18 protein-coding genes are annotated in these 19,966 nt (G+C 26.6%); 5 read left to right on the forward strand and 13 right to left on the reverse strand.

The features are described 5' to 3' along the window. Positions 1-125: 125 nt before the first annotated feature. The gene (locus bvRMA01_RS00135) at positions 126-761 is read left to right on the forward strand and encodes a BB0027 family outer member beta-barrel protein (RefSeq protein ID WP_247031328.1); all 636 of its coding nucleotides are present in this window, start codon (positions 126-128) and stop codon (positions 759-761) included. Between the two features lie 6 nt (positions 762-767). Beyond that, positions 768-1,799 carry an outer membrane protein assembly factor BamB gene (gene bamB, locus bvRMA01_RS00140; RefSeq protein ID WP_247031330.1) on the forward strand — a complete coding sequence of 344 codons (1,032 nt, stop codon included), beginning with the start codon at positions 768-770 and terminating at the stop codon, positions 1,797-1,799. Here the strand turns inward: bamB and bvRMA01_RS00145 are convergent. The 3 genes from bvRMA01_RS00145 to lepB (bvRMA01_RS00155) are packed head-to-tail and all read right to left on the reverse strand — an operon-like array spanning position 1,785 to position 3,824. Beyond that, a complete protein-coding gene (locus tag bvRMA01_RS00145; RefSeq protein WP_011771993.1) occupies positions 1,785-2,216 on the reverse strand; it encodes a DUF188 domain-containing protein in 432 nt (143 codons plus the stop codon). The two genes, bamB and bvRMA01_RS00145, sit on opposite strands and share 15 nt — an antisense overlap. After that, the gene (gene lepB, locus bvRMA01_RS00150; RefSeq protein ID WP_011771994.1) at positions 2,206-2,841 is read right to left on the reverse strand and encodes a signal peptidase I; all 636 of its coding nucleotides are present in this window, start codon (positions 2,839-2,841) and stop codon (positions 2,206-2,208) included. Before lepB (bvRMA01_RS00150) ends, bvRMA01_RS00145 begins: the two co-directional genes overlap by 11 nt. Positions 2,842-2,843: 2 nt before the next feature. After that, entirely contained in the window at positions 2,844-3,824 is a 981-nt protein-coding gene (lepB, locus tag bvRMA01_RS00155) for a signal peptidase I (RefSeq protein WP_011771995.1), read from the reverse strand. 191 nt (positions 3,825-4,015) lie between these two features. Here lepB (bvRMA01_RS00155) and bvRMA01_RS00160 point away from each other — a divergent pair, with 191 nt between their 5' ends. Together bvRMA01_RS00160 and smpB are read left to right on the forward strand one after the other, a co-directional pair. After that, the gene (locus bvRMA01_RS00160; RefSeq protein WP_247031332.1) at positions 4,016-5,485 is read left to right on the forward strand and encodes a PEGA domain-containing protein; all 1,470 of its coding nucleotides are present in this window, start codon (positions 4,016-4,018) and stop codon (positions 5,483-5,485) included. A 2-nt stretch (positions 5,486-5,487) separates the two neighbouring features. Next, complete coding sequence (smpB, locus tag bvRMA01_RS00165; protein WP_433996703.1) at positions 5,488-5,937, forward strand: SsrA-binding protein SmpB; 450 nt, start codon at positions 5,488-5,490, stop codon at positions 5,935-5,937. Between the two features lie 215 nt (positions 5,938-6,152). On the opposite strand, the gene bvRMA01_RS00170 is transcribed toward smpB, so the two are convergent. From bvRMA01_RS00170 to bvRMA01_RS00195, 6 genes are all read right to left on the reverse strand, one after another. Continuing rightward, entirely contained in the window at positions 6,153-6,677 is a 525-nt protein-coding gene (locus tag bvRMA01_RS00170; RefSeq protein WP_247031334.1) for a P13 family porin, read from the reverse strand. Positions 6,678-6,807: 130 nt separating this feature from the next. Continuing rightward, positions 6,808-8,694 (reverse strand): DNA topoisomerase IV subunit A, encoded by a 1,887-nt coding sequence (locus tag bvRMA01_RS00175; RefSeq protein ID WP_247031336.1) that lies wholly within the window; start codon positions 8,692-8,694, stop codon positions 6,808-6,810. Next, positions 8,694-10,490, reverse strand: coding sequence for a DNA topoisomerase IV subunit B (locus tag bvRMA01_RS00180; protein WP_247031338.1), 1,797 nt, complete (start codon positions 10,488-10,490; stop codon positions 8,694-8,696). The genes bvRMA01_RS00175 and bvRMA01_RS00180 overlap by 1 nt, the downstream gene beginning before the upstream one ends. Then, positions 10,477-11,250 carry a lysophospholipid acyltransferase family protein gene (locus bvRMA01_RS00185; RefSeq protein ID WP_247031340.1) on the reverse strand — a complete coding sequence of 258 codons (774 nt, stop codon included), beginning with the start codon at positions 11,248-11,250 and terminating at the stop codon, positions 10,477-10,479. The genes bvRMA01_RS00180 and bvRMA01_RS00185 overlap by 14 nt, the downstream gene beginning before the upstream one ends. 5 nt (positions 11,251-11,255) lie before the next feature. Next, positions 11,256-12,707, reverse strand: a complete 1,452-nt coding sequence (locus bvRMA01_RS00190; protein ID WP_247031342.1) for a pallilysin-related adhesin — start codon at positions 12,705-12,707, stop codon at positions 11,256-11,258. 64 nt (positions 12,708-12,771) lie between these two features. Beyond that, the gene (locus bvRMA01_RS00195) at positions 12,772-14,265 is read right to left on the reverse strand and encodes a foldase protein PrsA (RefSeq protein ID WP_247031343.1); all 1,494 of its coding nucleotides are present in this window, start codon (positions 14,263-14,265) and stop codon (positions 12,772-12,774) included. Between the two features lie 201 nt (positions 14,266-14,466). Here bvRMA01_RS00195 and bvRMA01_RS00200 point away from each other — a divergent pair, with 201 nt between their 5' ends. After that, positions 14,467-15,306, forward strand: coding sequence for a CheR family methyltransferase (locus bvRMA01_RS00200; RefSeq protein WP_247031345.1), 840 nt, complete (start codon positions 14,467-14,469; stop codon positions 15,304-15,306). Positions 15,307-15,353: 47 nt separating this feature from the next. Here the strand turns inward: bvRMA01_RS00200 and phoU are convergent, their stop codons facing one another. From phoU to bvRMA01_RS00220, 4 genes are read right to left on the reverse strand one after another with little or no spacing between them, the layout of a single operon-like run. Further along, the gene (gene phoU, locus bvRMA01_RS00205) at positions 15,354-16,025 is read right to left on the reverse strand and encodes a phosphate signaling complex protein PhoU (protein WP_011772005.1); all 672 of its coding nucleotides are present in this window, start codon (positions 16,023-16,025) and stop codon (positions 15,354-15,356) included. 11 nt (positions 16,026-16,036) lie between these two features. Next, positions 16,037-17,062, reverse strand: coding sequence for a hypothetical protein (locus tag bvRMA01_RS00210; RefSeq protein ID WP_247031347.1), 1,026 nt, complete (start codon positions 17,060-17,062; stop codon positions 16,037-16,039). Then, a complete protein-coding gene (locus bvRMA01_RS00215) occupies positions 17,059-17,445 on the reverse strand; it encodes a hypothetical protein (RefSeq protein WP_247031349.1) in 387 nt (128 codons plus the stop codon). The genes bvRMA01_RS00210 and bvRMA01_RS00215 overlap by 4 nt, the downstream gene beginning before the upstream one ends. A gap of 27 nt (positions 17,446-17,472) precedes the next feature. Further along, positions 17,473-19,926: an AAA family ATPase gene (locus bvRMA01_RS00220; protein ID WP_247031351.1), complete on the reverse strand. Its 2,454-nt coding sequence runs from the start codon at positions 19,924-19,926 to the stop codon at positions 17,473-17,475. Positions 19,927-19,966 lie beyond the last annotated feature (40 nt).

The raw sequence follows: 19,966 nt of genomic DNA on the forward strand, positions 1-19,966 counted from the left end.
TATATTATACTATACTTGTATTATAAGTATAAATAAAAACAGATTCACACAAAAATTAATTGTAATAAAACATATTTTTCAATATAATAACTTTTAAATAAAGAATTTTTGAAATATGGAGAATAATGAAAAAGAATTTTTTAGTTGGTCTCACCTTACTATTCTTATTGCATGCAAATGTGAACAGGATTGAAGCATATTCAATTGATAGAAACGGAAATTCTATTATAGAAGTAGATTTAAGCTTAGGTATTCCCCTTTTCTACCATAGTTTATCAAAAGTCTTTTCTTCCAATCTGTACCCAGGAGGAATTGGGGCACTTAAATATAAATATCACATCCTAAGCAACTTAGCTATAGGTTTTGAGCTTAGATACATGTTTAATTTTGATATCAATCATTCATTTAACCTATTAAATCCTGATTCGGGCATAGGTAAGACATTTAGTACAGTGCCTATCACATTCCTAACAGCCTATGTCTTTGACATAGGGGAGATCTTTCAGATACCTATATTTTCAAATATAGGATTTTCTTTAAGCTCCTATGGAGATAAAAGTGATAATATCTCAAATTTAAGAACTTTTGATGCAATGCCTGTAATGTCTATTGGTTCTGGAATTTTATGGAATTTCAACTACCAATGGGCCTTAGGAATTACAACGGCATGGTGGACAATGTTTGAATTTGGAAATATGGCTAAAACCGGACATTTTTTACTAATATCACTCTCAGTAATAGTGAATATCAATAAATTGTAGGTAAATATGGATAAAAAAGGTTACAAAAAATTCATGATAATAATATTAATAATGTTAGTTTTATCATGTTCAAGTGAATCTATCTTTTCTCAGCTCAGCAAGTTACAAAAAATCAATAGTAATAATAATATTCTAGACACTTCAAGTCCAAGTGGCATCTCATTAGTCAATGATACTCTTTATGTTGCAGCCATGCATTTATTTAAAAAATCAAATGGAAATGTTGAAAGAGTAAATTTTAGCAATTCTTATGAATTTGTAATTGACCTTGTAAATATATCAGGCAAAACATATTTATTAGTTCAAAATAAAAATGGACAACTAGAACTCTACTCTCTTGAAAGCAATAATTGGAAACTTCTATTTCAAAAAAATCTAATCCCAATTAAATTCTTAAAATCTATAGGAACAAGTGGTATTACTTCTGCTTTCATCCTAGCATTAGGAGAAAATGGAAATCAAACTATTCTAGATACAAATGGAAATAATCAAACTCCCAAGAGCACAACTAACAATGATAAATTTTATCAAATTTCAAATGACCAGCAGTCCATTACAGGAAAATCTGCAAAAATTTGGAAACTAAAAGGTAGCGGAGTTATAAATGTTAAATCAACAAATGAAATAATGGCAATAATAGAAACAAGTATCCGTGGATCCAAAGAAACTTTGGTATTTACCGGAAGAAATCATGATACATCAGATCACAAATTCAAAATATACTCAAGCACAAATAATTACCAAGATCCAATATTCAATCGAGATGGCATAGGAGAATTTATTGCATACTTTGCAAGAGAAGTGGATGGAATAATACTTATCGGCAGTAATAATGGATTTGTAGAACTTGTAAGAGATAAAAATACATTCGATCTACAACCACCTTCACAATCTGTATTACCGGGTTCTTATAATGGTTCACAACTAAGTAAAACAAGACTTAATGATATTATACCCACATCAAATAAAACAATTTACATATTAACCCAAGGAAAAGGATTATGGAAAATTGAAAATAAAAAACTAATTAAAGAATAAACGATAAAAATTCATTGCAAAATTTGAATACCGAACTTTATTAGTTTCTTCATGAAAATATTTTTTAACTTTAATACCTAAATTAATGTTTAATTTAGATCTAAAATACAAATAATTTATATTATTTGTATCAAAAATTTGTCCCTCATCATTCATAACTTTAATTTGCAAATTCAATAAGTTTTTAACAAATAATATGTCCCTGGTAACCACCATACTATTCTTATCAATTAATTCTAAAATCAAAGAATCAACATCTCTTGCAATTTTAACAGAAGTATTTTTTGACATCTCTAAATTTAAATGCCTGTTTGCAACCAAAATAAGCCTCACATTTCTATTTGACACAAAATTTTGTAAAAATTTTATTACTTGTAAATTACAAGAATCAGCATCAACAAAAATCTTATTTAACAAATTTATAATCCATTATCCTTAATACTAAGAAAGACAAAATATGGGATTGTTCAACAGGTCCAAATACTCTAGAATCATTTAAAATTTTTAAATTCTCATTTAAGAGAAAAAATTCATTTTTCTTTAAAGCAAAACACCTAATTACTTCATTAAAGTTAAAAAAATCATTTAATCTATAACCACTCATAAAATTACCATTCAAATAATAAGAATTATCATCTCTCCTATGAACCAAGATATCAAAACCCTTAACATAAACTAAATCTCCCTGAGTAGCAACTATTTTTGCAATTTTATAACTTCTTGTATTAAAAATTTTGTTTAAAAAAAATAAATCCCTGAAAAAATTTAAAATAAAATTTCTCCGTAAATTTGAATCTTCATAAAGCACAACATCATTTACTTTCAAAGGAACAAAAAAAGATCGCATATATTTTGAAATAAAAATCAAACTATCATTTTTTGTTATTAAAGGCAACATTTCATCACCTTGAAAAATAAAAATTTGTAAGACAAATTTTGTAAAAAAATAATTTAATACCAAAAACAACAGAATAATTTTAAGAAAATTTTGTCTTCTCTTTTTTCTTAAAAGTCTTTGTTCAAAAGTTAAATATGCTGCCATATTTAAATCAAACCTATTCTAGAAAAAGGGAAATACATAAAAAAAGCTCTACCAAGAATTTTACTTTTATTTATAACACCAAAAAATCTACCATCATAAGAATTATCTCTATTATCCCCAATAGGCAATACATACCCATAAGGCACATATATTCCATAATCCCTCATTATTGCCTTTTCCATATAATAATCAACATATGGCATGAAAGCTACTAAATAACGATATTCCAATCTTTCAATTTCAAATCTATCAACTTCCCTAACATTAAAAAATGAAAAATCAGATATATTCTCTAAATCAACACTCAATTGATTTAATGCAATAAACATAGCAAGATTATCATAAACCTTATAGTCCACATCTTCTATAACCTTCTTAATACCAAAATTATACCCTAATGAGGCTTTATAAGAATTTTCTTCTATAAAACTTTCTTCGCCTTCCTTCCTAACAAACACTGTCCCATTTCGAAATCTTACAAGCTTACCATCCGCAAATAACGCTCTTTTAACAAGGAATCTAACACTAGGATTTCCATTTTCATCCCTATCAAGATCAACAAAGCTAAAAGACAACATATAAAGTAATCTATGCAAAATATCAAAAAAAAGCCCTTTTGATTCATATTCTACATTTTCAAAAATCACAATCTCTGCTTCATTTGGTTCTTTTACCCCATTGATTTTACATACTCCTGGCAAAAGTTCAGGTCCATAAGAAAATTTATCCACAAATAATAAATCTCCAATTTGAAGAGTATTTTCCATTGATCCTGATGGAATTCTATATGCTTGTAAAAAATATTGATTTATTCCCAAAACAAAAATCGAAGCACCCAAAAGTTCAAGTAAAAAGTTAAGCATAAATCCTCGTCTTTTAGCTTTAAGTTTATAAAAATACTTTCTTTTTTTCCTATAAGTTAAATATTTTTCAATAATCTTCACTAAAAAGTTAGCAAACTTATCTAATTTTTCTAAATACATACACTTATCCTCAAAAATAAATTATACATAAAATCAATAATTATCAATATCTTCATAATCACAAAGCTTTATTAAAAAGAACGAAATCTGAAATCAATCATAAATAACTATATTTATTTTTCTTTAACTAATATAAACAAAAATACATGCAATATTGAATTTCTTTTCATACTTTTTTATAATCATCATATATGCTCAAAGAGAATGATCGTCTTGATATTAATGAGGAATTACTTACAGTAAAATTAAAGCCAATATTAGGAATAACCCCAAAAATTTACGTTTTCTTTACAATAATTATCCTACCTTTAATATTAGTATTTAGTTTAATCATAAATACCAAATTAAACAATCCTGGGGCATACTTAAAGATAAAAACCAATGTCAATAATGCACATGTTTACTTAGACGAAAAATACATTGGAAGAACTCCACTAAAAAAATACATAAATGCTACTAAAGGAACCTTAAAAATTCAAAGGCTTGGATTTGAGACTTATGAAAAGAAAATTGATATACAAAATAAATTTTTCACAAGCTATCAATTCAACATTGATTTAAAACTAAAAAATCCTGATAAGATCATTGCACAAAGACAAAAAGAACTCTCAGTTATGACAAAAATTAAAAATAATAACGACAATATACAATTAATTCCCGTATTCTCATTAATTGTAAACGACTTACCGAACAGTCCAGAACATATAAAGAAATTCTTTAAAACATCCATTCCACATATACATTCAAATACAATGTTTAAAGACTTTCTCATAGCATACAAAGATATGTATTCAATAAACAATAATAACAGCAAAGAAATATGGAAATCTCTACAACAAAACTTCAATTTGGAAAATAGGACAATAATTTGGTTTTTTGAAAATTTAGATAAAGAACAACAAAAACAAATATCCAACGAAACGTGGTTTAAAACACTAATAGAAAAACTAAAAAATGAAAATAAAATATTAAACTTTGAAACTAAAAATATAAATTTACATCTAAAGGATTTTAAAAAGATAGCCCCACAAAATATTGAAAGTACCCAAAATTACAAATTATATTCCCAAAATCTCACACTCAAGACTACATATAAATTAAAAGAATTTTTAATCCAGAACAGAAATGTAACTAAAACCGAATATCAAAAATTTTTAAATGAAAATCCAAAATGGACATTAAACAACAAAGACAATTTAATAAAAGAAGAACTTGTAGATGAAAGTTACCTTAAAACCTTTAAACAAATGCCTTCAAATGAAGATATTACTCATATATCTTATCATGCAGCAACAGAATATGCTAAATGGTATTCTTCAAATTTACCTAAAGGATTTAAAGCAAGACTCCCTATATCTCAAGAATGGGAAGTATATCAAAAAGAAGTACCAAAAGCTATAGAAAGTTTAAATACAAATGAAATAGCTAAAAAAGTTGGCTTTTGGAATTTAATGCAAAACCCAAAAATCAATGACTCCATATTATTTCAAGACGAAAACGATATATACTATGCACATTCAAACTTTAACTCACTAATCACTGAGATTAGAACATACAATTACAATAACAACTCAACACTTAAACCTTCAACTCAGGCTTCATTCCTAAAACATTGGTGTTCACCAAACATTGGATTTAGACTAGTTATTGAAAAGGAATAGGTGTGAGCATATTACTGCTTGAAAACAAAAAAGCAAGGTTCAATTACTTCATTGAAGATAAAATAAACTGTGGAATAATCTTAAAAGGAACTGAGGTTAAATCCATTAAATTAAAAAAATTTTCATTTAATGATAGCTTTGCCAGCATTAAAAAAGATGAAGTATGGCTTGAAAATTTACATATAGCAAAATATAAAGAGGGTAATATCTTCAATCACAAAGAAATAAGACGCAGAAAACTTCTTTTAACAAAAAAAGAAATACAAAAACTAAAAAAATTTAAAGAAAAAGAAGGATACACATTAGTTCCTATCTCGATTTATCTGAAGAATTCATTAATAAAAGTAGAACTTGGGGTATGTAAAGGAAAAAAATTATTTGATAAAAGAGAAGTGTTAAAACAAAAAAGCATAAAAAAAGATTTAAATCGTGAGATCAAACAATATAGATAAATGAATTAAATATAATTTATAAACCATACAATAATCTTAAAGCGCAAATAAAAACTACTTACTTAAAAACTACACAATAACAAAGCATTAGAAATTAAAAAAATGACACACTTTTTTGACAGGTAATGAAAAACAAATATTACCAAAATTCTCACAAATTGAGCAATTATAATTAATATATTACAATTCCTCAATTTTTATTTTGATTTTTATAATTAATACCTCTTAGTGAAAGAGACTTCAAGCATTAACCTAGCATCTTCATTAAAATTCATATCAACTTCTGGTTGCAATCCCCCCAATGTTATTCCTAAATTCTCTTGAAGTTTTCTATTATAACTAGACGCATATGTAAAAGGAAGTACAGCTTCAATAATTCGTGTTAAAACTAGAGTAGCTCCCCCTACCGCCGCTAAAGATAAAGCAAGTACTGTTGGCTTTTCCTTTTTTTCATAATGAGATTCAATTATAGAATATGTACCATAACTCAACAAACCAATACTCACAGCATCAAAGCCTAAACTCAGTAATCCACCAGTAATATCGCCTTGTACTAAAGATCCTATCCCAAAACCTACAAAAAGATTCAATAAACAAGGCACTACAGCATCTTTTTTATAAGTTTCATAAAGTAACATTTTTTCTACGTTGCCACCACTACCCACAAGCTCATCATGATTTTGGGCAAAACTAACAAAAGCACAAAAGAAAACTAACATTAAAATCAATATTTTTTTCATAAAATACCTCCCAAATATAAACTGCTCAATGTTTGCAGCATATATTGCATCATATACTTCATTACATACTTATTACATATTCATTATATACTTATTAACTAAATTGTTCAATCTTTAATTTTAATACGAATCATTTAAACTTAACCTTCTTAACAATACTGCTTGAAATTCTCTTACCCACAGAAATACGTGATTTAATCATAAAATCATCAATGCTAATCATTCTAACAATATCTTTACTAGTAGAAAATTCTACAAATTCTGGATTCAAAGCAAAATCTATAAATTCATCTCCATCATTTAAAAATTCATAAATCTTGTCTGTAATAAACTTATCTATCTTAAACCTCTTAACATAATAAAAATTATCAGCTTTATTTAGATAAATTATAGAAAATACTTGATCTTTAGAATTATTGATATCATACACTAAAACATTCACATTATTCTTATCAATGAATGTTTTATCTTCAATATTTTTTAAAACATAAGAATTTTTCTTAAATATCAATATTTTATCATAATAGCTAGCATTACCAATAAATTCACCATCAATAAGACTAGTTCCAACAAAACCTGCCTTTAAGTTCAAATAAACCTTCATATTCTTAGTAGCTATTTCTTTAACATTTTTTGACTTAATAAGGGATATTTCCGTTTTTCTACGATAAACTTTGGAATATTTTTCAAGCAGAGTATCAATAAAATTTATTGAAAAACCTCTAATTGATTTAATATTACTCTCTACACTTTTTAATTCTTTACTTAAATTTCGAATATCTTTATTATTTTTATCAATATCAAACATACTGATCTTCCTAATAGGAATTTTAAGTAAATTTTCAATATCATCTAAAACAATATCTCTATACAAAAAACTATCTTTATATTTTAAAATTTCACTCAACACAATATTAACAACATCAGATTCTTTAGAAATAGTCTCAAGAATTTTATAAATCTTCTTTTCAATAAACATTTGTTCCAGAGTCTTAGAAAATATTTTTTCAAGTATTTTACTTCTCTCCAATTCAAGTTCCATCTTTAAAATCTTTTGCAAATGTTCAGCATGAAACTTGATAATATCTGTAACAGTATAGATAACAGGATATCTATCACTTAGTAAAAGCAAATTAACAGAAATAGAAACTTGACAATTTGTATAATGATACAATTTTTCAATAACTTCACTTGCATAAACTCCTCTTGGAAGGGTTAATTCAATCTCCACATTTTCGGTAGTAAAATCGTTAATACTTGAGACTTTAATATAATTTTTCCGAATAGCTCTCTCAATTGAAGCTATCAAACTCTCAGTAGTCTCTCCAAATGGCAATTCTTTTATTAAAATGGCCTTATTATCATCTGTAGGTTCAATCCTTGCACGAACCAAAACTTTTCCATTTCCATCAGCATACTCATTAACATCGACTATTCCACCAGTTGGAAAATCAGGATAAAGCTCATAAGACTCTCCAAGCAACTCACTTTTAACAGCACTTAAAATCTCATTAAAATTATGAGGAAGAATTTTAGCAGCCATGCCAACAGCTATTCCTTCACTTCCCTGAACAAGTATTACAGGAATTTTAGCAGGAAAAATTAAAGGTTCATCATTGCGACCATCATAAGAAGGTTCATAAGAGGTTATTTCCTTGCTATAAAGCACTTCAAAGGCTAGAGGGGTTAATCGACATTCAATGTAACGCGATGCAGAAGCAGGATCTCCTGTTAAAAGATTACCAAAATTTCCTTGCTTTTCAATAAATAAATCCTTATTTGCCATATTAACAAGTGCTTCATAAATTGAAGTATCGCCATGGGGATGATATTTCATTGTATTTCCAACAACATTTGCAACTTTATGAAAATTACCATCATTCATCTCAAAAAGAGAATGTATGATTCGTCTCTGCACAGGCTTAAATCCATCAATAACACTAGCAATTGCACGATCTTTAATGACGTAAGATGAATACTGTAAAAAATTATCCTTAAGTAATGTTTTAATATCCATTAAATTAAATTCTCCATAATAAAGTTTCGCCTCTCAGGAGTATTTGGTCCCATATAAAACCCTAAGTGCTCTTTTATTTCCTTAATATTGACAAGATCTACTTTTGTAAGTCTAATATTAGAAATATCAATAAAACTCCTAAACTCACTTGGAGAAATTTCTCCAAGTCCTTTAAATCTTGTAACTTCAGGATTCTTAAGTTCACGAACAGCTTTTTGCTTCTCTTCTTCAAAATAACAGTAAATAGTGGAACTTTTATTCCTTACTCTAAAGAGTGGTGTCTCTAAAATATACATATGTCCATTCAAAACTAAATCTTCAAAATAAGTCAAGAAAAATGTTAAAAGCAAATTTCTAATATGAAAACCATCAAAATCTGCATCTGTAGCAATGACTATTTTATTATATCTCAAATTTTCAATTGATTCTTCAATACCAAGAGCCACCATCATATTATACAGTTCTTCATTTTTATATATTTCAGACTTATTTTTTTCAAACATGTTTTGTGGCTTCCCACGAAGAGAAAATATAGCCTGCGTATATACATCTCTACAAGACACCATTGACCCTGTTGCAGAATCTCCTTCTGTTAAGAAGATCATAGTCGAATCAGAATGCATACTCTTTTCATTAAAATGAAATTTACAATCTTTAAGTTTAGGAATTTTAAAAGATATTTTCTTTGCTCTCTCTTTTGCCTCTTTGCGTACACTACTTAATTCTTTTCTAAGACGCTCATTATCAACAACTTTGTTTTCAATTGCCTTTGCAAGGGTCTTATCCTTATAAAGGATTTCCAAAATTATCCTTTGTACTTCTTTAGCAACACTGCTTCTAGTTTCAATATTACCAAGCTTATTTTTAGTCTGACTTTCAAATATTGGGTCTTTTATCTTAACTGAAAGTGTAGCTATAAGTCCTTCTCTAATATCAGTAGATGAATATGTTTTTTTTAGAAAATCATTAATGGCTCTAGCAAAACCTTCTCTAAACCCTGTCTGATGGGTACCTCCATCACTAGTATATTGTCCATTCACAAATGAAAAATATGTCTCGCCATAATTATTTGTATGAGAGAAGGCAAATTCTAAAGTCTTACTGGAATAATAAACAAAATCATAAAGTAAATCTTCACCTTTAATCTCAGCATTTATAAAATCGAGAAGTCCATTATCAGATTGAAAAATCTGATCATTATAATTAATTTTTAAACCTTTATTTAAACAAGCATAATGAAAGAATCTTCTCCGTAAAAAATCTTCACTATATTTATATTTACCAAAAATCTCTGTATCAGCTAAAAATTCAATATAAGTGCCATTTTGTTCATTCGACTTACCTTCTATAGTATTAATTAAATTCCCTTTTGAAAAAATTGCTTCAAAGAAATTTCCGTCCCTTATTGACCTTACTAAAAAGTTTGAGCTTAAAGCATTAACCGCTTTAGTACCAACTCCATTAAGTCCTACAGAAAATTGGAAAACATCATCATTATACTTAGCACCAGTATTAATAACAGAAACACTCTCTACAACTTTTCCAAGAGGAATCCCACGACCATAATCTCTTACACTAATGATATTATTTTCTTTTTTTATCAAAATTTCTTTGCCATGGCCCATAATAAATTCATCAATTGAATTATCAATAATCTCTTTAACTAAAATGTAAATACCATCATCAATATTAGAACCATCGCCCAATCTCCCAATATACATTCCAGACCGCAACCTAATATGCTCAAGGGAAGATAAGGTAACAATCTTACTCTCATCATAACTATTTGTATTCATTTAAATTCCTATCAACATTATATTGAATTTTCATCTTTTCTAATTTTTTAATTATCTTATCTCTAACAATAATATGAAGCTGAGCCTTATCATCATCTGTCAAATTAGAAACATCTATTAAAGAATGAACATGTACATATATGGATAATCCTGAATTCAATATCAAATTTTTAACAAAAACCTTATGTGTATTAAACAAAGTCACAGGAATAATTGAAGAATTTGTTCGTAAAGCCAGATTAACAGAACCTCTTTTAAAATCTCTTGTACTACCACCGCGATTTCTAGTCCCTTCAGGAAAAATTCCAATAGCTCCACCTTCTTGAATAACTTTAGCTGCTTTCCTTTGAGTAATAGCAGAAGATTTTATACTATTCCTATTTATAAAAATAGATCCCATAGAAATTAATAGAAAATTAATTAACGGAATTTTTAAAAGGGATTTCTTAGCAACTATCACAAAAGGTTTCATAAAAACATAAATTAAAAAAAGTGGATCCATTGAAGCAATATGATTTGCCATAATGACTACACCACTCTCAGGCAAAGAACAATCATCATCCTTTGTAACAATAACTTTAATTCCAGCAAACCACAAACTGATCTTAATAGCAAATCTAACTAATATAAAACTAAATTTTATAAAATAATTTTCAAATCTAAAAATCTTAAAAATTAAAAATACTGGAAATAAGACAGTAAAAACCAAAACAAAGAAAAAAAAATTAATATAAGTAACAATACTCCTTAATATTTTCATAAAATTTAACCTAATTTTTCTATCCTTTCAAGTTTCAATTTCTGCCCCTTCACCAAACTTACTCCATCTTTTAAAATTTTAATAGGATTAAGGAGAATTGTAGAAAACTTTTGTTTCTGAACTATTCTCTCGCTATACTCAATAATAAAAGCTTCACTTATCTTATTTTCATCCATGCTAATTTCATACTCAAGCACTAAATTATTATTTAGACTAAAAACATTAAAAATTCCATAATAAATATTATCTCCAACAATATAAGTAAGATTAGGATAAGAAAAATCATAAATGATATCCTTACACACATAATTACCATTTGGAATAAACAAAGAATCCTTATCATCCTCAACTAAAACAGAATCATTAAATCGTTTAAAAACACCTGAGAATCCATATTTATCATAAGCATCTGTTCCAGTATCAATTTTTATCTCAATATTATCAATATCAATAATTTTAATCCAAAAATTATATACTATTAAATCTGAAAAAATAGACTTGGTACTGATATTAAGAGTATTATAAGCAGGTCTTGAGATATACTCAATATGTGCAATTTCTTGAGCATTGTTTTTAAAAATACTAATTTCATTAAGATGCCTATTAAATGATAAAAATAAAGCATCCTCAAAATTTGATTTCCTTAAACGTTGATGTGCATTACTATCATACCAAACACCATATAAAAATTTATAAACTTCTTCTTTGGGTAAATTTTTCAAAGTTTGATATACATCATTATCTATCCGCCTGACTTTCTCACTAGCAGATAAAGGATAATATTTACCTTGTAATTGAGAATACTCATACTTTTCTATTTTACTTACTATCATATCCTCACCCTGCTTCTCATACCTTTCTAAAGAAATAGAATAACTTTCCCTTGACTTTTTATCATCATAAGCTGAGGATCTATCATATTTATTTATAATAATACTTCCATTCACCTTATCAAAAAATATAGGTCTATACGAGGCTACATCATTAGCAACTGCTCTTTGAAAGATATACAAAACAGAATCTTCATCTAAAAAACCTTGGATTACTATATCAAAATTATAATCACCAGTAATATCCTCAAGATACATATTGTAAGAATTTTTAGAATCAATATTTACTTGGGTTCTAAAAAGAACGACTGCTTCATGACTCTTTGGATCAAAACCAATAATAAATAAATAAGTTTTAAGATCTGCAAAATTCTGTGCTAAAACCACTTGTTCAAAATAAACATCTAAATTTAAATTTTCCTGATGAACTGACAAAATTTTGTAACCCTTAAGATCAATCAAAGAACCAAAGACATCTTCTCCAGTATCTCCACTTAAATCTGTATCAGAATAACTTATTTCACTAATTTTTTTCATCTCTTTATTAAAAATAATAAAATCTTTACTGCCTTTAACACAAGAGAACAAAGTTACAAAAAGAAATATAATCCATTTTTTAAAACACATATCACATGATTTTTATCTATACCAACAACAACTCAAATGTCTAAACATACTAATTGCTGGTCTTTCAACTAAAATCCTGTAAAGAAAAGAATGCTTCATTAAAATTTTCCTTAAAATTATTTTTATTCAAAATATAATCCAACACCAACTTATTATTTGCCTGATAAAGGATATCAAGCATACGATCTTCTTTAATTAAATTATCAGAATTAACAGAATCATTAACACTTGAACTGAAAGAAAATAAATAAACTCGCTGATCTGCTAAAAAGGGCTTAGACCACTGACCTTCTTTCAAATCAAAGATGACATCATAAAAATCTTTACTATTGCTGAAAACTGACAGTTCCCTTAAAGTACTAGGATAAATATTCATATTATACGCAAGATTAACAACATCTTTTTTCAATACCAAATTATGTTTTCTAAAAACTTGTTGCGGTCCATCAAAATTAACTTCAGTCAGAATATCATTAAGCTTTTTTTCAAGAAAAGTCTCAATAACACTGGGTTCATAAGTTTCTATATAGTTTCTAACAGAACTAATATCATGCTCTGAATTTTTATCAAAATCACCAATATTGCTCAATGCTTTGTATATATCATATCCATTTCCATTTTTAGATTTAATAGGACTAGTAAATTCATTCATCTTCAAAGAAAAAATTGCAGCAAGATCTTCCTTTTTCTCAAGGACAAGATCCAAATCAAAATAATATTTCTTAGAAGATGCAATACCTTTAAAATTAGTAACGTCTTCGGAATAAAATTTAGCAACTTCTTCAAAAGGCATACCTTTAGACAATTTTTCATAAGCACCACCAGCATCGCTTAAATTTTTAAAACGAATAGAAACAATATCTAAACTCTTAAATAATTTTTGATTCTGATCAGCATAAGAGATCACCTCATCTTTTGGAAAATCCTGGTATGAGAGTGAAACATATACAATATTGCGTCTAATTTCATTCATACTTTTAATAGCATTCAGAAGAGAGTCTGGCAATATGAAGCTGCTGCTTAACAAAACCTGTATATTTGAAGAGAGTAAATTGTCTACTGTTTCATTATGAATTTTAAACTTCTGATAATCAGAAACTTTATTGTATCTCTTGGGACTAAAATTACCACTAGAGTCTAAATACACAGGAGAATTCATTAAATTCTTATTCAAAACATTTTTTGAAACATAAAAACTATTAGTCTTTGCTAAATCAATAAAGGCAATATCTTCAACATACTTCTTAAAAGCCAAGTTCCAAATAAAATACTCTATATCAAGACTATTATTTTTTTTCAATTTAGAATAAAAATTTGAGTAAGATTTAACATATTGAGCAAATTTATTGTCTTTTTCATAATAAACTGGTTGTCCCTTATAAGATCCAAATTTTAAACTAGATGAATCAGTAGTATCAAATAAACCTGGCATTAAGGGTGCAATAATAAATCCAAACACAATTACGATAAGTGCTAAAAGCCCCCATGTTCCAACTTTTTTATCATTAAAATCAACTTTGGATATAACTTCTTTTGCTTGATTTACTCTCTTACGCATAAAAACAACCTTTATAATTTAAATAAAATAACATTTTAGATATTAAAATAGCATAATTAACATATTATTTCAATTAAAATATTTATATCAAAAAGCATTTTTGGTATCATATTTGGTATCATAAATGTACGTAAAATGTTTTTGGGAATTTAAGAGATCCCTATAACTTAATAATAAAAAATATGATAAAAGACAATTTGTATGAATAATGAATTTAATATCAAAATAAATCAAGAAGAGTTTAATAGGCTTACCAAAATAATTTATAATAATTTCGGTATTAATCTTAACGATAAAAAAAAATTGCTAATTGAAAGTCGATTATCATCAACAATCAGAGCAAAAAATTTGAGTAATTTTACAGAATATATTAATTACTTAGAAAAACAAAACAATCAAATATCTTTAATAGAACTAGTGGATAAAATATCAACAAATCACACTTATTTTTTTAGAGAACCTAACCATTTTAAATTTCTTGAGAAAAAATTGTTACCCAAAATGCTTAAGCAAATGGCTCAATCAAGAGAAGAAGAAATTAGAATATGGTCAGCTGGATGCTCAAGTGGAGAAGAACCATACACAATTGCAATGATATTAAATGAACACATAAACAACAACAAAATTCACTGCAAAGCAAAAATATTAGCAACAGATATTTCCATTACTGTTCTTAACGAAGCTAAACTGGGAATTTATTCTGAAGATCGGGTAAAAACACTTCCCAATCATCTAAAAATCAAATATTTAAATAAGCTTACAAATGACAAATTCGAAGTCAAAGACATACTAAAAAAAATGATTCAATTTAAAAAATTGAATCTAATGAATGCAATTTTTCCATTCAAGAAAAAATTTGATTTAATCTTTTGCAGAAATGTAATGATTTATTTTGATGAAAAAACTAGAAACAAACTTGCTGAAAAATTCACTCAACATTTAAAAGATGACTCTTATTTGCTCATTGGTCATTCAGAAGCAATTAAAGACAGTAAAAATTTAGAATACATCATGCCAGCAACATATAAAAAAATCAACTGAATAAAAATAAGTGAAAATTGTTTATTCATAACTTAAATCATACTTCTTTAAGTCAGATTTACTTTTTCTCCCACTTTAACAAAATAAAGTAACTCACCTATCGTTGCAACATGATCTCCTACTCTTTCTAAAAAACTATTTAAAAATAATATATTTAAAAGATAATCTAAATTCTCTGGATTATTTTTCATCGCATCAATTACAATAGTTTTTTGCTTTGAAAATAATTTATCTATAATGTTATCATACTTTACTATTTTAAGTATTTTAACAAAATCTCCATCAAAATACGCATCAAAAATATTCGCAAGCATATCTTTTGCTGTATCTGCCATCTCCCTTAAAGGCTTTTGATAAATGTCAACCGAAGAAAAATCACCTACATTAGATTCTAAAAGAAGTACGACCTTTACAATTTTAGTAGAATGATCCGCAATACGCTCAAGAGAACTGATTATTTTAATAATTGCCAAAATCTCTCTAAGTTCAGTAGCGACAGGATGTTCAGTAGCAATGATTCGTCCACATAAATCCTCAATATCATATTGATAATCATCTATCATTTTCTCATCCTCATTGATAATCTTTTTAGCCAAATTTTTGTCTCTAGATTCCAAAGCTATTAACGAGTTTTCTATGATCTTAAGAACACACTCCTTCATATCCCAAAGATAATCTTTAATAACTTCAAGTTGTTTAGTAAGTCTACGTCTAATCATACCAAATTCTCCTAAAAAAACCGTTTTAAAAATAAAAATCTCAATTTAGAAAGCTCATAATAACTGCTAAAAGGATAGCTATCAATAACTCTCTTATAATAACTAAGAGACTTTATAAAATCTTTATACTTGCTCTCAGTCTCATATAGTTTGCCCAACAAATAATTATATCTATCTGGAAACCTTGCATTTAAATACTTTGGATAGTATAGCAAGCTTAAATTCAAAAAAAATTCATATTCGCCATTCATTAACAAAAATTCAAGAATATCAAGATAAGTATTCTCACTAAAATCAATATTATTTTCTACTAAAAATCTAACATCTCTTAATACATTTTCCACCTTACTTAATTTAATTCCAAGATCAATTAGATTTAAAAAAATCTTATTAAAGTATACATCTCTTAAACTCAAGTAATTTAAGTAAGAATTCAGATAATCTCCACTCTTATAATAAAGCTCGGCTTTTAATAAAGTATATTCATTATCATCAAAATCGTATTTATTAAGTAATGCAATTGCTCCTTTATAGTCATTAATGTAAGATAAATTTAAAGCTCTCTTCATAATGTCTCTCAAGCTTAAATTATTATTACTCTTATCAGTTTTAATAAACTTATCTAAACTTAAATTACCTTTGGGATTCATCTCATTCAAATTGGAAGATTCTTCCCTCTTAGCAATTTTCAAAATCACATTTTTAGTAAACTCCCTAGAATCCTTCACATTTTGATATTTAAAAGTCAATATAATAATTCCAATATTCTTTGAAGTTTGAAAAGTAAACATAGCTCCATTTTGATAGGATTCTGATAAAAGCCTAATGAAGGCATTATTTTTAATATTTTTAATATAAATCCAAGTAGAATCTTTAAAAAAAAAATTAAATTTTGAATTAGTATTTACCAAAAATTCTTGCTTCTCGCTACTAAAATCAAGCTCATAAGTACTATATCGATTTTCAAAAGCTAAAGAAGGTATAATATTAATAATAAAAAATAAAAAATTAAAATAAATAAAACATTCTTTACTCACTTATAATTTTCCAAAATTTTATCAACTAATGATTCATTTTCTTTCTCTAAATCAATATTAAACAAATTATCTGACTTTACCCAAAGACTCTTAAGAAGCTCTTCACTAATTGACTGATGATGCATTACACTATCTCCTAACTTACCATCAGGAAGATTAGGCTTGGGGAAAAAAAAATCATCCATATTTAGACTAGAATTTAAATCAAAATAAAAATCTTCTATATTAAGTAATTTTAATTTTTGATTTAAATGTTCTTCTGTATTACTGCGAGTCTTTTCAATCATTCTATATGAATAAAAATAAGTAAAAAAAGAAATAATAATCGATAAAAGTATCAAAATTAAAAAATATTTTTGAAAACGAAATTTTTTCTCTCTCATAATAAATTCCCTAATATACTTAATAAATTATATATTAAATATTACACTTTCTCCATTATCACTAGTAACACCGATTAAATTTTTTCTTCCTTGAGCAACATACATATTATGAGTTATTATAAACAATTGCACTCTCTGACCAAGTTCCTTTAAAAGTACTGATAGCTTATTACTATTTTCAAAATCAAGAGAAGCATCTATTTCATCAAGAACACAAAATGAAGCAGGAGAATAATAATACAAAGCAAATAAAAATGCTATGCTAATTAAAGAATGTTCACCCCCAGAAAGCATTTTATTTCCCTTTGTTAATTTATCCTTAAAGTCTATTTTGATTTCTATCTCACCTGAATCCTTACCATAAAAAAGACTCCCATTGCCCTTAAACATTCGATTAAAAAAATAAATAAAATGATTATTAATTTCATTAAAAGCATCATTAAATCTTTTATCAATTTCCCTTTTTATTTTTTTTCTCAGCTTATTTAAAGATTCCTTAGTCGAATTTAAATCATCTATTTGTGAACTTATTCTCTCAACCTTTTCTTTTATCTCATTATATTCTCTCTCAACATTAAAAAAAATATAATTATTATGTTCAATCATATTAATTTCTTTTTGTAAAGCATCTATTTTAGCCATATCTTCTGTAAATTCAAATTTTTCTAAATTCTTATTAACAAGATTAAAATCTTTTATCTCATCTGCAATATCTAAACTAGAATTAAATAAAATATCATATTCTGCCTGTTTTTTCATATATTCATAATAAGATGAATTTTTAAAAGCATCTAACAAATTTAAAGAATTAATCTCATTACTAGCAACTAATTCACTACCCTTAGCTTCACTTAAAAATTTATCCAAATTAACATTAATATCACTTCTCTCCAAACTTAGTTCATCTAATTTTAAGTTCAAATTATTAAGTCTTTCTCTAAGTTCATCCCTAGTTTCAAATAAAAATCTTAAATTACTATCTATCAATTTAATCTCATCTTCATTCTTAAGCCTAGAAAGCTCTGTATATTCAATTTCTCCTAATATCTCGTTTAATTTTGCCGTTTTATTCGACACCAGCCCCTCAATAGTAGTGATTTCCTTTGCAAGACTAGTCTTAGAATTATTTTTTGCAAGCAAAAATTTCCTTAAATCAACATTCTGCTCAAAGATAGGTTCAATTTTTTCCTTTAATAAATTTAAAAGCTTATCTTCTTTGACTATATACTTAAGTAAATTTTCCCTAATCTCTTTAATATATTTTATACTTAAAGTATCCTCAAAATATTTTAAAGAATTCAAAATATTTTTCTTTAGCAGTTCAAATTCTTCTATGTTACTCTCCTTAGAAATTGATAAAACTAAATCAACAAGTTCAAAAAAACTTCTAGTATACCTATTTATTTCATCAGTAACAGTAAAAAAATCTTTCTTCTTAGATTGAAGTGAATTATTTAAATCCACTAGTTCTTCATTTATGCCAACCTTTACCGATTCAATTTGCACTTTATTGCTCATAAAAATATCTGCCAAATTCAATTTTCCTTTTCTGTCATGTTCTAATTTTTGAATTTTGATCTCTATTTCAAGCAATTTGGATTTTAAAGTTTCAATTTCTTTCTTAATTACCTCAATGTTCTTAATAACATTCTTTTCTCTAAAAGAATAAAATTCTAACTTTTCCTTAACACTTTCAATAGAAAAGCTATTTAAAGATAAAATCTTATCTATATCCTTAATATCCAATTTGCTCTTAAGTTCATTTAACTCAAAATTAACATTAAAGAGTTTTTTTAATCTTAAATTCTTCTCCAATATCTCTAAATCCATCTTTAATTTTTGATACTTACCCTTAAGAAAAAAATCATTTTTGATCTTTTCATATTTTTCATTCAACTCATCTCTTAAAGTCCAAAGAGAATTCAAATTTTCTTTGGACTTTTCCAATCTCTTATATGCCTGTTCTTCTTCAACTCTAAGCATATCTATTCCACTCGCCTCTTCTATTAAAGATTTCAAATTAATACTTCCACTTGAAGAAATTTTTTCAATTTTACCTTGATTAATAAACATATAAGGTGAATTCTTTAGCCTTAACTTATTGATAAGACTTTCATAACTTTTAAGATTTAAAGTATCATTATTCAAAAAATATTCACTTGTACCATCTTTATAAAGCCTTCTTCTAATGTAAAATCTATCTCTAAAATCACTCACAGATAAATCTTCATTATTAAAAAAAAGAGTTACTTCAGCAAAATTAGATTCTCCAGACTTAACAGCAGAAATCAAATCTGTTATATATTTAACTCTTAAAACACTTAAATTATCTTCTCCTATACAAAAACGAATTGCATCTAACAAATTACTTTTTCCACAACCATTAGGCCCGACAATAAAATTTAAACTACTATTTAATTTTAATTCCTGCATTTTAACAAAAGATTTAAAACCTAAAAGTCCTATTTTTTCTAAAAACAAAGCCACTCCCAATTAAATTATAAATAAAATTAATTTACTA

The organism is Borrelia venezuelensis, from assembly GCF_023035835.1.
In the GTDB taxonomy this organism is placed as follows: Bacteria; Spirochaetota; Spirochaetia; order Borreliales; family Borreliaceae; genus Borrelia; species Borrelia turicatae.